Source organism: Oceanobacillus oncorhynchi, assembly GCF_000821065.1.
Classification (GTDB): domain Bacteria; phylum Bacillota; class Bacilli; order Bacillales; family Amphibacillaceae; genus Oceanobacillus; species Oceanobacillus oncorhynchi.
This window is the reverse complement of sequence record NZ_CDGG01000001.1, coordinates 2,008,111-2,023,649: the sequence shown is the minus strand read 5'-3', so window position 1 is coordinate 2,023,649 and position 15,539 is coordinate 2,008,111. Positions and strand designations below refer to the sequence as shown.

Annotated in this window: 12 protein-coding genes; 1 reads left to right on the top strand and 11 read right to left on the bottom strand. The window is 38.5% G+C overall.

The window, feature by feature from the left end; translation table 11 throughout:
* Positions 1–4 precede the first annotated feature (4 nt).
* The gene (locus tag BN997_RS09580) at positions 5–1,489 is read right to left on the bottom strand and encodes a sugar ABC transporter ATP-binding protein (protein WP_244882359.1); all 1,485 of its coding nucleotides are present in this window, start codon (positions 1,487–1,489) and stop codon (positions 5–7) included.
* A 338-nt stretch (positions 1,490–1,827) separates the two neighbouring features.
* Complete coding sequence (locus tag BN997_RS09575) at positions 1,828–3,420, bottom strand: solute:sodium symporter family transporter (protein WP_042531736.1); 1,593 nt, start codon at positions 3,418–3,420, stop codon at positions 1,828–1,830.
* Between the two features lie 168 nt (positions 3,421–3,588).
* On the opposite strand from BN997_RS09575, the gene BN997_RS09570 reads away from it, so the two are divergent.
* The gene (locus BN997_RS09570) at positions 3,589–4,962 is read left to right on the top strand and encodes an IS1182 family transposase (protein WP_042531734.1); all 1,374 of its coding nucleotides are present in this window, start codon (positions 3,589–3,591) and stop codon (positions 4,960–4,962) included.
* 116 nt (positions 4,963–5,078) lie between these two features.
* Here the strand turns inward: BN997_RS09570 and BN997_RS09565 are convergent, their stop codons facing one another.
* The 9 genes from BN997_RS09565 to iolD all read right to left on the bottom strand — a co-directional run bounded on the left by BN997_RS09565 (position 5,079) and on the right by iolD (position 15,533).
* On the bottom strand, positions 5,079–6,068 hold the full coding sequence (locus BN997_RS09565; protein ID WP_042531731.1) for a Gfo/Idh/MocA family protein: 990 nt from the start codon (positions 6,066–6,068) through the stop codon (positions 5,079–5,081).
* 32 nt (positions 6,069–6,100) lie between these two features.
* A complete protein-coding gene (gene iolG / locus BN997_RS09560) occupies positions 6,101–7,129 on the bottom strand; it encodes an inositol 2-dehydrogenase (protein ID WP_042531730.1) in 1,029 nt (342 codons plus the stop codon).
* Between the two features lie 104 nt (positions 7,130–7,233).
* Positions 7,234–8,661 (bottom strand): aldehyde dehydrogenase family protein, encoded by a 1,428-nt coding sequence (locus BN997_RS09555; protein ID WP_042531728.1) that lies wholly within the window; start codon positions 8,659–8,661, stop codon positions 7,234–7,236.
* Between the two features lie 119 nt (positions 8,662–8,780).
* Entirely contained in the window at positions 8,781–9,737 is a 957-nt protein-coding gene (locus BN997_RS09550; RefSeq protein WP_042531725.1) for a transketolase family protein, read from the bottom strand.
* 4 nt (positions 9,738–9,741) lie between these two features.
* Positions 9,742–10,593 carry a transketolase gene (locus BN997_RS09545; protein WP_042531723.1) on the bottom strand — a complete coding sequence of 284 codons (852 nt, stop codon included), beginning with the start codon at positions 10,591–10,593 and terminating at the stop codon, positions 9,742–9,744.
* Positions 10,594–10,713: 120 nt separating this feature from the next.
* Positions 10,714–11,748, bottom strand: a complete 1,035-nt coding sequence (locus BN997_RS09540; RefSeq protein WP_042531721.1) for a Gfo/Idh/MocA family oxidoreductase — start codon at positions 11,746–11,748, stop codon at positions 10,714–10,716.
* 28 nt (positions 11,749–11,776) lie between these two features.
* Positions 11,777–12,715 (bottom strand): myo-inosose-2 dehydratase, encoded by a 939-nt coding sequence (iolE, locus tag BN997_RS09535; RefSeq protein WP_042531719.1) that lies wholly within the window; start codon positions 12,713–12,715, stop codon positions 11,777–11,779.
* Positions 12,716–12,787: 72 nt separating this feature from the next.
* Positions 12,788–13,600, bottom strand: a complete 813-nt coding sequence (gene iolB, locus BN997_RS09530; protein ID WP_042531717.1) for a 5-deoxy-glucuronate isomerase — start codon at positions 13,598–13,600, stop codon at positions 12,788–12,790.
* A gap of 28 nt (positions 13,601–13,628) precedes the next feature.
* A complete protein-coding gene (gene iolD, locus BN997_RS09525; protein ID WP_042531715.1) occupies positions 13,629–15,533 on the bottom strand; it encodes a 3D-(3,5/4)-trihydroxycyclohexane-1,2-dione acylhydrolase (decyclizing) in 1,905 nt (634 codons plus the stop codon).
* Positions 15,534–15,539: the final 6 nt, after the last annotated feature.

Below are 15,539 nucleotides of genomic sequence, written 5' to 3'. Positions count from 1 at the left end.
CAAATCACCCTCCTGTCGCAGCTCTCATAATAATTTCTTGATTTGCTTCTTTCACTTTAAAGTCACCTGTAATTTCCCCTTCGTGCATAACAAGAATACGATCACACATTCCTAAAATCTCTGGCAGCTCCGAAGAAACAATAATCACACATGCTCCTAACTTCACTAATTCATTGATTAAGTTATACACCTCTACTTTTGCACCTACATCAATACCACGTGTCGGTTCATCAAATATAAATACTTTCGCCTGGGTAAACAGCCACTTGGCAATAACTACTTTCTGCTGGTTCCCGCCACTTAAATTCTGAGCAAGTAAATTAATATTATTCGGTTTGATTTTCAGACTTTCGACATAAGTGTTAGAAACATTTTTTTGCTTTCTTATACTGAGCAGTCCATTTCTTTTAATTTCTTTTAATTTAGCTATGGTTTTATTAAAATGTAACGGCTGATCAAGAAAAAGCCCTTCTCCCTTTCTATCTTCTGTAATAAATGCAATTCCTTCTCGAATAGCCTGCTTTGGATTTGCAATTTTCTTTTTCTTGCCGAAAATATAGATATCACCGGATTCAATACTGTCTGCTGCAAAAATTCCTCTCATCAATTCTGTGCGTCCTGCACCGACCAATCCAGAAAAACCAAGTATTTCTCCCGTATATGCAGTGAAATTAATTTCTTTTGAATCACTATTTAATTTGAAATTCTCTACTCTTAATCCTTCTTCGCCTCTAGAAGACTCCATTTTGGGGAATTTGTTGTCTAACGTTCTTCCGACCATTAGCGCTATCATTTCGTCAACAGATGTATTTTCAACTTTAACGGTATCTACCTTTGCTCCGTCGCGCAGAATGGTAATGCTATCTCCAATCCGTTTGATTTCCTCAAGGCGATGTGATATATAAATAAACGTAATCCCTTGTTCTCGCAAACGCTCCACTGTCAGCAATAGCTGTTCTGTTTCACTCCCGCTTAGACTAGAAGTGGGCTCGTCCATGATAATCAACCTCGCATTAAGAGAAAGCGCCTTAGCAATTTCCACTAGTTGTTGCCGTCCTACCCCAAGATTCTGCACAAGTTCATCCGGATCCGTATTCTGTCCGAGTCTGCTCATTAACTTTTTGGCTTTCTCTCTCATTGTTGCACGATCAAGCAGTGAAAACTTGCTTCCTTTCTTTTGCTCATGACCTAAAAATATATTTTCCATAACAGATAATTCAGGAATAAGGTTCAATTCTTGATAAATTGTCGCAATTCCTGCATCAATGGCATCCTTGGGTTCATTCACTTCTAAAACTTGTTTATCCCAATATACATCGCCAGTATCCTTTGTATAAGCTCCTGTTAATATTTTTATAATCGTTGATTTCCCTGCACCATTCTCCCCTAGCAATACATGAACCTCTCCTTCTTTCACGCCCAAATTGATATCATGGAGAACTTGGACGCCCGAGAAGGACTTACTGACATTTTTCATTTCTAAAAGCAAAAGAATCGCCCCTTTCTTTTTGTTTGTTCTTTGCTTTTTTACTCATGCCAAAGCGTCTAAATCTAAATGTAGTGTACTAAACCTACTAAACGAATAGAATAAGCGCTTAATCAAATTAGTTATAGAAATCGCTTACAATTTATGTTTATAAAAAGTAATAATTATTCATTAACATTAGGGTATCAGTAGAATAATAAACAACTTCCAAAATCATATTATTAATTAAGCGCTTAATCATAAAACTATTTTAGCTAAGTATGCATATAAAGTCAAGACTATTTTAAATCTTCTTGTTTTTTAATCTATATAATTACTCTTATTGAATTACTTTGCTAACATTATTTAGCCAAGACAAGTGGAGAAAAGACTACATAAGAAGCTACTACAATCACCAAAATGACAATGCCAGTCCATCTGACATGCTTCCACGGAGTAATATCCACCTTGCTTTGATATTTTTCAAATTGGAAATCGTCTTTTTCCGGCCTCTTTTGGCTATAGAAATATATAATAGCTAAATCTGCCAAAAATAGTACACTCCAAACATATAGATAATGGATATCTGGGATTACCACTTTAGACAAAGCATATACCACTATGTGGAATATAAATGCTATTTTTGCGCCAAGAGCAGATGTCTTTTTAGAATAGAAGCCGACTACGATAATAGCTAAGAGCGGCATACTATATAGACCATTAAACTCTTGAAGTACAGCAAACAATCCTTGCGGAAAGAGAGAGATAAATGGCGCGATAACAATTACTATGATACCAATAATGATGGTTAACACTCTCCCTACGAGAGCAATCTGTCTATTTGTAGCCTGCTTATTTATGACAGGCTTATAAAAATCAAGACTAAATAAAGTCACTGTAGCACTTAAAGCCCCGACAAAAGAACTCATAATTGCTCCAAATACAACCGCCCCAAATAGTCCAGCAGCCCAATTGGGTAATACTTCAGCTACTAATGCAGGATAGGCAAGATCCATTTGAATTCCATCGCCAAATATATTATAGGCGATAACACCAGGCAGAACTAAGAAGAACAAGCCTGAAATTTTAAAGAATCCAACAAATATGGCACCTTTTTGTGCTTCTTTTAAGTTTTTCGCTGCTAATGCTTTTTGAACAATCATTTGGTTTGTACACCAGAAGTATAAGTTATTAAAAAACATTCCTAAAAATAATGTTGGCCAAGGCACCATTGCTGAATCTACCGCTCCCCAGGCGTTTAATTTTTCAGGCGTGTTCGCTAAAAGCTTATCTAACCCAGTGAAAAAGCTATTCTCTCCAAGTGCAATCAGACCTAACACCGTAATGGTCATTCCCCCGAGAAGCAGACCAACAGCATAGATTGAATCACTATGCGCAATAAGGGAAAGCCCGCCGACAAATAAATAGATAACTCCAACCAAACCAATAATCGTAGAAATAATAACAACAGCTGTTGTTCTACTAATACCCAAGTATTGGTCAAGTCCGAATAAATCATTAAATATCAGCGCCCCTGAATATAAAACAACAGGCATAAAGCTGACTATATAAGTAAATATAAAGAGAATCGAAACAATTCTTTTAGTAAACGTATCGTATCGTATTTCAATAAAATCAGATATCGTATTTACACCATATTTAAAATATTTCGGCAAAAAGACCCATGCCAGCAAAACAATAGCAACAGAAGAGGTCACTTCCCATGCCATTACTTCCATGCCTGCCACATAACTTTGACCATTTTGTCCCACTAGCTGCTCTGTCGAGAGGTTAGTCATAATAATCGTCATACCAACCGTTGCACCGACAAGCGATCTTCCTCCCAAAAAGTAACCTTCAGAACTTTTTTTATCTATACTTCTGGTTCGAAAAAATGCATAGATGTATATGAATACTAATACTAATATAAAGCTGATAATGCTAAACAAATTCAAAAAAACCTCTCCTTCATGCACTTAAATTATTATCTAGGTGAGTGAATTTCATAATTCAAAGCCCTTGTGTCCCAAGCTTTTTGAAACATAAAAAAAGAAGTACCTCCCCAAATCTTGTGTAATGGTAGTTACCCAGAAAACCATAAAAAGACTGGAGGAGTACTTCTTATGACCATTATACGACAACCGAGTCTATTTGGCATCCAAGAATTATATGACATGGAACCTACCCAAAAATATGAAGCGATTATTTCAGCGATTGATCTGGATCGTATTTATCATGCGATTAATAAGCAATCCCGGCTTGGAGCGCCTGTTGAGCTAAATTATGCAGGGATGATTATTTCCTTTTTTATTCGCTACATCGAGCGTATCCCAACCATCAAAGACTTAATCAAGCGTCTAAATGATGACTTTATCTTTAAAATGAACTGCGGATTTCTTGTTTCCGATTCTACACCATCAGAAGCTGCTTATTCCCGCTTGGTAACGAAATTGAGTGAATCAGATATTTTAGAAAAATCCTTCGAAAGCGTAACGCTGGCAGCCGTCACCGAAGGGTTTATTGTCGATGAAGTCATTGCCATTGATGCAACCCATTTTGAAGCACGAGATAAGGCACCTGCCAAAAAAGAAGAAAAATCAGAAACTACGCCAAAAAAGCGCGGACGCAAATCCAAAGAAGAACGCGAACAGTACCTTAAAGACCAAGCGGAAAAGGAAGCAAACCTGCCATTGTATGAAAAGAAAATCGAAGCACAGTTAGACGTTCCGTTAGACATCTTGCGTGCAGAAGTGCCAATAGCCCCCAAATGGGGTGTGAAAAAGAATGCAGATGGTAAAAATGAATACTGGTTTGGCTATAAAGCCCACCTCGCAGTTGGTGCATCCAGCCAATATATTCTGCAATCCTTGTTTTCTTCTGGCAGCTTAAATGATGGGAAAGCCGCTATTGCCCTATTGAAGGGAATGGATCAACGACTTCCGCTTACGTCTGCTTCTTACCAGACATTGGATGCGGGTTATGATTTTGAACCGATTTATGAACAGATTCATCGCATGTGTCAACAGTCTGTCATTGCCTATAATAAGCGCAATGAAGGCGAAATGATCGGGTTTGATAAGGATTTTGCCCCAACCTGTTTGCGAGAACATTCCTATAAATATGACAGCTTTGATCCAAAATACGAAACATTGAAATATACCAGACCAAAGGAATGCAGCGACTGTCCCCTTGCGAATGAAGGTATCTGTCAAAAAGTGTATAAAATCAAGATAACTACCGATTTAAGAAGGTATACCGCACCAGCACGAGGATCAAAAGCTTGGAAAAATATTTTCAAACAACGGACAGCAGTAGAACGTGTTAATGCTTATCTGAAAGAGTTCTATCAGCTAAACAATGTTCGTTATCGCACTGGAAAGCGTGCAAAAGTTCATTTTGACATGGTCGCTTTGATTTATAATGCTTCCAAATTAGCTGCTGATCGCATCCAAGCAGAGCTTATTCAGCAACAACAAGCGCATAATTTTTGTTTTTAAAAATACACCTTCGAAAATTCGGTTCGTCTTTGTATTTTTAAAAAGAGCAATTATGAAATTCATTCAAGTGTTAAAACAAGAAAATATTTAGTGAAATCCACATCGCTACACTAACTTTAAATATTTTTTAATACTGAATCGTTATATAAAGATTGATAACTTCTTTCTATATAACGTGTAATCTCAATGGAATCCTCTGCATCATAGATCGGTTTCTTACCTTCTATAATACAATCCTGGAAGTGCTCTATCTGATTCAAATATTGATCCGATTGAAAGGTTTCCAATAAAATGATATTTCCATCGATATCTTTCACAATCACTTTACCTCTTTGATCAGCAGATACATCTGGACGAAATGCGGATTCAACCAATAGAGATCCTTTAGGACCGATAGCTTCATATCGATCTATAAATGGTAATTCCATTGAAGCAGATACTTCTGCCGTTCGATGCTGTTCATCAATAAAGACCGTTGTAGATGTTAAATCCACATGATAATCAGGATGAATATTTCCACTCATCGACACTTTTATTGGCTTCATTCCAAAAATTTGTGTAACAGCATGAACACCATAGCAACCGACATCCCACATGGCACCGCCTCCAAGTTCTCGGTTAAGCCTAATATCATTTTCATGATGAAGCATCCAGGAAAAATGTGCTTTTAAATGACGGAATTCACCTATTATTTTTGAATCTAGTAGTTCTTTCACTCTTTGGTGCTGTTGATGATATTGATACATAAATGCTTCTATAAAAATAACATTATTTTCGTCGGCAGCTGCTTTTATCTCTACCATTTCCTCAGCTGTAAGCGCTGCCGGTTTTTCTAACAAAACATGTTTCTCCGCGTTTAAAGCTTTCACAGCCCACTCCTTATGCAACGCATTTGGCAATGGAATGTAAACAGCATCAATGGAATCATCATTTAACATTTCTTCATACGTATCATAGATTTCAGGTGTATTGAATCGTTCTGCTTTTTCTTTTGTTCTTGATGCTACTGCAGAAACAAAGGCTCTCTCTGATCTTCTGATAGCGGGAACGACCTGTTCATATGCTATATTCGCAGCACCTAGAATACCCCAGTTTATTTTTTTCATTACTTTCCCTCCAAAGGATTACCTAATAGATTCTACAATTTTACTTTATCCAATTGTTTCACTTTTACCGGTTTTCCTAAATCTAAGGATTCTTTTGCTGCTTCAGCAATTCGTTGAGCCATAATACCATCTTTAAATGTACACGAAATTTTTTCATCATTTTTGATAGCAGCAAAAAACTCAGCGATTTCTTGAATATAAGCATCATTATACCTCTCAAGGAAAAAGTGCAGTGGGTTATCTTGATTTATACCGACCGCGGATTGAACTTCTACTCTCGTTTTTGTTTCATTATTTACATTTACAAACCCCTTTGTTCCAAATGCTTCAAGACGCTGATCATAACCATAGACAGCTTGACGGCTATTATCAATAACCCCCATCGCACCATTAGCAAACTTTAAAGAAGTAATTGCTGTATCAATATCGTCCAATTCTTTAATCTCCGGGTTCACTAAGGCTGTTCCTTGAGAAAAAACTTCAACGACTTCTGACCCTGAAATAAATCGAGCCATATCAAAATCATGGATAGTCATATCAGCAAATAAACCGCCAGATTTTGATACATAATCCAAGGTGGGCGGAGCTGGATCTCTTGATGTAATTTTTAGGATGTGTAAATCTCCAATTTCTTTAGCCTCTACTAATCTTTTGACCTTATCAAAGTTTTGGTCATACCTTCTATTAAAGCCAATTTGAAATTTCACATTAGCTTGTTTAACCGCTTCATAAGCTTCTAAAGATTCTGCATCTGAAAAACTAATTGGTTTTTCACAAAAAATATGCTTCCCTGCTTTGGCAGCGTCTTTAATAATAGCGGCATGGGTATCCGTTGGAGAACAAATTAGTATGGCATCTATTTCTGTATCATTTGATATGTCCTGATAGTTCTTAGTAAGGTATTCTGCTCCAGTTGTTTCAAACCAATCACCTAAATGTTCTGTGAAAACATCAGAGATTGTCTTCACGTGTATACCTGTAAAATGCTTTAAATTGTTTACGTGCAATTGACCAATTCTTCCCGCTCCAATAACACCGACCGTTATGTCATTACTGCTCACCCTATGATTCCCCCTTTTATTTTAGCCGGGAAAAATCTCTTTGATTTCATTACACTGCGTTTTCAGCCAATTAACCAAAGAGATCTTTTCTCTAAAGCTATTTATTACTCTTCCAAATTCACAACCACTGTTACCGTCTCAACCAATTCTTGAATAGCGTAAGCAGGACCTTCTTTTCCATTCCCGCTCTCTTTTACACCGCCATAAGGCATTTGGTCCGCACGAAAGCTTGATGTATCATTGATAATAACGCCGCCAACCTCCAATAAATAAGGGATTTGGTAAGACAATTTTAAATCGGATGTATAGATCCCTGCTTGCAAACCGTATTTCGAATCGTTCACTAACGCAACAGCTTCTTCTATCGTATCGTACGAAGAAACAGAAACGATTGGAGCAAAGGCTTCTTCATCAACGATTTTCATCCCTTTTTTAACATTTGTCAGAACAGCAGGCTGAACCACGCTTCCTTCTCTCTTTCCACCAGTCAGAACTACAGCTCCTGCAGATACTGCTTCATCTATCCATGACTCAATACGCCTTGCTTCTTTTTCGCTGATCATTGGACCGACATTGGTATCTTTATTTAAAGGGTCTCCTACTTTTAATTGAGCAACTTCTCTTACTAAAGTATCTAAAAAGGCTTCTTTGATGGAATCATGGATAAAAACCCGTTGAACAGAAATACAAACCTGACCCGCATTTACGTTTGCCATTCTTGCAATTTTTTTTGCTGCTTTTTCCACATCTGTATCATGATGGACAATGGTTGCTGAGTTTGAACCCAACTCTAAAGTAGCTTTACGCAATCCGATAGTTTGTTGAATATGTTTCCCAATAGCCGGAGAGCCGGTAAAGGTATAATGGACAATTCGTTCATCATTTAATAATTGCTCGCCAACCGTTCGTCCGCTGCCGACAACGCATTGCACATAACCTTTTGGAACGCCGGCCTCCTCTAGTAATTCACATAATTTCACGGTTGTCGTAGCAGTATCTGAAGCAGGTTTTATAATAATTGGATTGCCTGCAGCTAATGCAGGACCTACTTTATGAACGACAAGATTTAATGGGAAATTAAATGGAGTTATTGCAGCAACCACGCCAACTGGTTTTTTCACTGTATATAAAAACCTTCCCGGAGCATTGTAATTTGGAATAATTTCACCGGTTAATTTCTTCGCTTCTTCCGCTGCAACCTGCAATGTCGAAACGGATCTTGTAACTTCCACATTTGCATCTGAAATCGGCTTACCGCCTTCTATAGCAATTGTTTCTGCCAATGCAGTCTGATTTTGCTTTAATAAATCAGCTGCACGCATTAAAACCTCATAGCGCTGTTCTACCGGGAAATTTATTTCCTTATGCGCTGTAACAGCTGCATTAATCACCTGATCCACAATTTTTTCATCTGCCAATGCAATTTCTGAAAATAATTCACCCGTATATTTATTAAAAACCTGATGCGTTCCTTCTGTTTCGATCCATTCCCCATTAATAAACAATTTTTCTTTTAAAATGCTGCTTTGCATCTTATCAACTCCCATTTCCTTAAAGTGAACCTTCCTTCTTCATTTTATTGAAAACGAATTCAAATAAACTAACATGTAACAGAGCGCACGGAAACTCTCTGCTACATGTTTGTTTTATATTATTTTTTCTTTAATACTTGTTTCACTGCATCTACAACATGGTTTGGAGAAATCTCGTATTTATCTAACATCGCTTCATTTGGTCCAGATTCTGAATTCCGATCCTTCACCCCTACACGAACCACCGGTACAGGCTTTTCTTCAACCAATGTCTCTGCTACAGCACTTCCTAATCCGCCAATAATACTGTGTTCCTCTGCTGTTACAATGGCTCCCGTTTTTTCAGCAGCCTTTACAATTGCTTCCGTATCTAATGGCTTAATTGACGGCATATGAAGAACTTCTACAGAAATACCTTCTTCTTCTTCTAATTTTTCTGCAGCTTCAACAGAACGGCTAGTCTGTGTGCCAGTAGAAATAATCGTTGCATCTGTTCCTTCTTTAAGGGTTATAGCTTTACCGAGCTCAAACGTATAATCATCATCGAAAAGAATAGGATACGCATCTCTTGCTACACGAATATAAACTGGTCCATCATATTGATGTGCAAACTCCATTACTTTCTCTACTTCTTTACTATCTCCTGGAGCAAGTACAACCATATTTGCTAATGTGCGGAAAATAGCAATATCTTCTAAAGATTGATGTGTTTTTCCGGTCAATCCTGTCAACAACCCACTGTAACCGCCAATCATTTTTACATCCAATTTTGGCTGTGCGATTTGAACTTGAATTTGATCAATAGATCTTTTAGACAAAAATGCGGCAAAACTAAATGTCCATGGCTGTATTCCTGTTGTCGCTAAACCGGCTGCAGCGCTCATCATATTTTGTTCAGCAATCCCCATTTGCAGGAATTTCTCCGGATTATTGTCTGCAACAACATCAGCCTTTGTTGATGTCCCTAAATCTCCGTCCAAAACATATACATTCTCATCTTCTTGAGATAACCGCAGCATTGTTTTACTTAGTCCATCTCTCATTGTTTGTTTTTCAGCAGATAAAATTGTCTTCATGTTGTTATACCCCCGCTTCCAATTCTTTAAGACCTAGCTCTAGTTCTTCATCTGTCGGTACTCTGGAATGCCATTTAATGGTATCCTCCATAAAGGAGACACCTTTTCCTTTCACTGTATTTGCAATAATGATAGTTGGCTTTCCTGAAACCTGTTTTGCCTCATGAAGTGCATTTGTGATTTCTTCATGATTATGGCCGTCTATATCAATGACATGCCAGCCAAATGCTTCCCAGCGTCCATGGGCATTGACAGCAGGTATTTCCCGCTTCCCGTTGCCAGCATTCCAGCCGAATTGTTGGATTTTATTATTATCTAAAATGGCAACAAGATTATCCAACTTATATTTTGAAGCGACATCTGCTGCTTCCCATACCTGACCTTCTTGAGATTCTCCATCACCAACGATGCAGTAAGTACGGAACTCTTTATTCTGCAGTTTTGCTCCAAGAGCCATTCCTACAGCTGCAGATATCCCTTGGCCAAGTGATCCAGTAGACATATCTAATCCAGGCAGGATGGTCATATCCGGATGTGCTTGCAGTCGAGAATCAAGTGAATCAAATGTTTTCAATTCTTCGATTGGAAAAAATCCTCGAACTGCTAACGCGGCGTATAATCCGATTGCTGAATGCCCTTTGGATAATACAAATCGATCTCTATTATCATTGTCTGGATCCTCTGTAGATACATTCAATTCATTGAAATAAAGGTTTATGAATAGATCCATTGCCGACATTGGCCCGCCAATATGACCAGCTCCAGCGTGGTTTACCGCTTTAATAAGCTGCTTACGAGCCTCTTTTGATTTGTTAATCAGTAAATTTTTTTGTTCTTCTTGAAGCAATGTACTCATTTACTATTCCTCCTATAAACTTTTTGGTTAAGCGCTTAATCTTATGATTATAAGTATAACATCAGCTAACAAATTAGCCAATGTTTTTATACTTATTTCTCAGATTGTATTTTAGTTATATTAAATCACTGTTTTCTCTATAACTTTCTTTAACTCTACCTTTTTACCAGAAAGAAATGATTCTGTTGCTGCTGAAGCAATTTCTAAAGCTGCCTTTCCATCAGCAGCGGTACAGTTTGGTGTTTTTCCTTGCTGAACAGAACTGATAAAATGAATCATTTCTAACAAATAAGCATTCTGAAAACGGGATGGAAAATCCTGAATTAAATCATGGGTACTTCCTTTATTGGTTAATAGTTTTACATCGGTGGAACGCATCGAACCAATCTGGATAGCTCCTTCTGTCCCGACAACTTCTCCCCGGATGTCATAAGCATATGGAGCGATGCGCATGGTTTCAACATCACCTGTCGCACCACCATCAAAGGTTAAATAGGTTAAGCCTTGATCGACATCATTATATTTCTCCATAAATTGATTGGACTCTAGTAAAATACTTCCCGTAGATTGAACAGAAGATACATCTTGCCCCATTAAAAAACGGGCAATATCATAGTCGTGGATAGCTACATCCAGGAAAATCCCGCCGCTATGTTTAATAAATTCTTCATGCGGGACATTTCCATCTCTGCTTGCTGCTTTAAAGTATAACGGCTTTCCAATATCCCCCGCAGCAATGCTTTTCTTCGCTTCCGCATAAGCTGGATCAAACCTTCTCATAAATCCAACTTGACAGAATACATTCTCTTGTTGAAGCGTGTTAATGACTTTGTCAGCATCACTTAATTCTTGAGTTAATGGCTTTTCTACAAAAACATGCTTCCCATTTTTAGCTGCCCGAGTAATTAAATCTGCATGCGTTGATGTTGGAGTAACAATCACAACTGCATCAATCGTGTCATCATGAAATGCAACATCTGGATCTTGTGACCAATTGCTTACACCAAGCTCTTTCGCAACCTCTTCTGCTCTTCCAGCTAATGGGTCGATAACGGTAACAAGCTCTGCCCCTTTTACCTGATATGCTAAATTTTCTGCGTGCCAGTATCCTAATCTTCCCAGCCCTAGTACTGCGCAACGAATTACCTCTTTCATTTGATTCATCCTCCCTGCTGTCATTTCATCACAAATGTTTTGTTTTATCTGGTGTGGTTATTTTTTCGATTGTATCCTGAATGAATTGCTTCGATTTTTTAGCATATTCATATGGATTATGGTCAATTGGGTCTTGCTCTCCCTCAATCAAAGCCCATCCAGAATAATTATTTTTGATTAAAAGTTCAAAGATCGGCTCAAAATCAAGCACACCGTCTCCCGGCACTGTAAACATTCCGCTTCGAATACACTTCCTAATAGGAAATTTCTCTGCTCTAGCTTGGTTTAAAACTTCTTGACGTACGTCTTTTAAATGAACATATTTAACCCGATGGAAATATGTTTCTAAAAGCGTCAACGGGTCATTTCCGCCATAATAGCCATGTCCCGTATCGTAAAGAAGCGACACAAGATTTTCATCTGTCATGTCCATCAGTTTAGCAATTTCCTCCGGCTGTTCCACTACTGTTCCTGCATGATGATGGTAAACGAGATCCATATCATTATCCTTGGCAATTTGACCTGCTTGATGCAGTCCTTCCACAAAGTATTTCCAGCCGTCTTCGTCCAAACGTTTTACATCTGTTTCATCCTGACCGCGCCGTGGATCCTGATTCAGTATGGAACCGCCAATCTCAGCTGTACTAATCACTTTACAGCCAAACTCCTTTAAAAACGCTGCATGCTCCCGATAAGCATTCAACTCTTCTTTATGCCGCTTTGGATCTGAGAACAACACAGATTTCCATTGCGTTGTCAGTTGTAAGCCGTGCTGTTGAAGCGCTTGTTTCAGATCTTGCTTAGCTGCGGGGAATTTTCTGCTTACTTCTGTACCTTTAAATCCTAAGGCGGATATCTCGGACATGACTTGCTCATACGTATAAAAATCTCCATGCTCTAAGACATCCTCACCAACCCAATTTATTGGATGAATTCCCAATTGAAATGGCAGTTTTTCTAAGCTCATAATTTACCTTCCTTTCTTAACCAAAATTAGATGAAGGCTGCCTGTTCATTTAGAGGCAGCCCCCTATCATATCTAATTTTTCTCCAACAACCATTCGTGGTCTTTATCATTGGTAAACTTCCATTCGCGAACTGGACCAGCCATCACATTCAAATAATATAATTTGTATCCTGGTGGATTCGAAACAGGGTGGTACCCTTTTGGCACAAGAACCAAATCACCATCTTTTACAACAATTGTTTCATTGAGTGATTTATCATCCGTATAAACACGTTGAATTGCAAAAGCATTTTCTGGAGAATTGGTACGGTGATAATATGTTTCCTCCAGATAGCTTTCCTCAGGCAGTTTTTCCTGATCATGCTTATGCGGCGGATAGCTGGACCAATTCCCTTCCGGTGTGAATACTTCAAATATAAATAGGCTGTCTGCCGGCTTATCTGCAGGTAAAATATTATGAATTTCTCTTTCTAAACTTCCGTAACCGCGTCTTGCTACCGCCACATCTTCCGGTGTAATCAACCGTGCTTCATAAGTTCCTTTCCCTGGAGCGGAGCACACAGCAATTTCTAAATCTGTAAGTGCCTTTAAATTAATCTGATCATTAGATGACACATAAACGGTATATGCAGGAGAATCATCAAATACACTCGTTCTTTGACCGATATTGTCCCAGGAATTTGAATTAGTTGATGCATCTGCTTTACCAGAGAGCAGTACAACTGCTATTTCCCTATCTCCTGTTTCTTTCGTAAAAGATTGTCCTTCCTGCAGCTGATACACTTCAAATCCAACGTATCCCCATCTAGCATCTTCCGGAGATACCTTAATAACACTTCCATCCGCCTCTGGTGTTTGTTTTGGTCTTACTAATAATTCTGACATAATTATCCTCCTTCATTCTATCTAAAACTTAGTATTTTCTTGCTTGATTCAATTTTTCTTCCATATTTTCATAGGCGTTTTTTACAGATTCACTATTTGAAACCTCTGCAACACCTAGTCGCCACCATGAATCATAGGCCTCCACTTTACTAGGAAGTGTTTTAATATGAATCAAAGTAGATATAGTATCCTGTTTTGCTTTTTTCAATGCATCGCGGAGTTCTTCTACGGTATTGACTGTATATCCTTTTGCCCCTAAACTTCTCGCATGTGCGGCAAAATCTATTTCCATATAATCACCGCTTAATTGATTCGTGGAAGTTTCCCGGTAGCGGAATTCATTTCCGAACCCTTCACTTCCTTGCCCTACCTGCAATCCATGAATACATTGGAAACCATGGTTATCAAATAAAATAATATTGATTTTTTGTTTTTCTTGAAGACTGGTTACAAGCTCTGAATGCATCATCAAATAACTTCCATCACCAACCAAGGTGTAGGCTTCCCGTTCCGGTTCAGCCATTTTAATACCCAGTGCTGCCTGGACCTCATATCCCATTGTTGAGAAGCCATACTCCATATGGTAGGTTTTCGGATGTTTACTTCTCCACAGCTTCAGTAAATCTCCTGGAAGACTGCCAGCTGCACATGTGATAATATCCTTCTCATCAATAAATTGATTAAGCTCCCCTATTACCTGAGACTGCTCTAATCCTTCTTCACTTTTCAGATTAAATAAGCGATCTACTTCATTATCCCAAGCTTCTTTTAAGCTGGTCAGCTCATTTTCATCATAAGCCGTTTTGTAATTTGCTTTCTGTAATTGTTCCCCTAATTGATTTAATGCTGTTTTAGCATCTGACACCAGCAGCTGAGATTCCATTTTCATTGCATCAAAGGAACTGACATTAATATTTAGAAACGCAACATCTGGATTTTGAAAAGCTACTTTTGATGATGTTGAAAAATCCGTAAGCCTTGTTCCAACTGCAATAATTAAATCTGCATCTTTGCTGAGTACATTAGATGCTTTGGAACCATTTGCTCCAACTCCTCCCATATTTAATGGATGGTTCCATGCAATAGCACTTTTGCCTGCCTGTGTTTCCCCAACAGGGATTTCAAATCTTTCTGCAAACTGCTTTAACGCTTCCGCAGCGAATGAATAGTGCGTACCGCCGCCAGCGATAATAAAAGGTTTTTTCTTCGATTTAATTAATTCAACTGCCCGTTCAAGCGTTACTTCACTCGGTGTTCTTCTTTCTATTACATGAACACGTTTTTTGAAGAATTCAGCTGGGTAATCAAAAGCTTCTGCCTGAACATCCTGTGGCAGTGCTAACGTAACTGCTCCTGCTTCAACTGGATCTGTTAAAACGCGCATCGCATTAATTGCCGCTGTCATCAGCTGTTCCGGACGAACGATCCGGTCCCAATATCTGCTTACCGACTTAAAGGCATCCGTAGCAGAAACGGTATAATCCGATGGGTTTTCAATTTGCTGTAAAACCGGGTCAGGCTGCCTGGTAGCAAAATTATCACTAGGTAAAAGAAGTACTGGGATACGATTAACCGTAGCTGTTCCTGCTGCCGTTACCATATTTAAAGCCCCTGGACCAATAGATGTGGTACACGCAAAAATCTCCAGTCGATTTTTTTGCTTTGCATATGCCGTTGCAGCATGTACCATCCCCTGTTCATTTTTCCCTTGAAGAAGAGGCAGATTACTTTCCTGTCTTTCTAATGCCTCTGCTAGGCCTGTCGCATTTCCATGTCCGAAAATACCAAACATCCCTTTGATAAATTTTCGTTCTTCTCCATCGAATTCAATATATTGATTGTCAAGGAATTTTAACAAAGCTTGTCCCATGGTAAGTCGAATTGTTTGCGGTTTTACTTCAACGCTTTCATTTGCATATTGAATAGATTCCATTTTTCA

Coding starts and splice junctions, on each gene's coding strand:
- BN997_RS09540 (WP_042531721.1), bottom strand. CDS start 11,748: ATGAAAGAGGTAATTCGTTGCGCAGTACTAGGGCTGGGAAGATTAGGA.
- BN997_RS09545 (WP_042531723.1), bottom strand. CDS start 10,593: ATGAGTACATTGCTTCAAGAAGAACAAAAAAATTTACTGATTAACAAA.
- BN997_RS09550 (WP_042531725.1), bottom strand. CDS start 9,737: ATGAAGACAATTTTATCTGCTGAAAAACAAACAATGAGAGATGGACTA.
- BN997_RS09570 (WP_042531734.1), top strand. CDS start 3,589: ATGACCATTATACGACAACCGAGTCTATTTGGCATCCAAGAATTATAT.
- BN997_RS09565 (WP_042531731.1), bottom strand. CDS start 6,068: ATGAAAAAAATAAACTGGGGTATTCTAGGTGCTGCGAATATAGCATAT.
- iolB (WP_042531717.1), bottom strand. CDS start 13,600: ATGTCAGAATTATTAGTAAGACCAAAACAAACACCAGAGGCGGATGGA.
- BN997_RS09555 (WP_042531728.1), bottom strand. CDS start 8,661: ATGCAAAGCAGCATTTTAAAAGAAAAATTGTTTATTAATGGGGAATGG.
- iolE (WP_042531719.1), bottom strand. CDS start 12,715: ATGAGCTTAGAAAAACTGCCATTTCAATTGGGAATTCATCCAATAAAT.
- iolD (WP_042531715.1), bottom strand. CDS start 15,533: ATGGAATCTATTCAATATGCAAATGAAAGCGTTGAAGTAAAACCGCAA.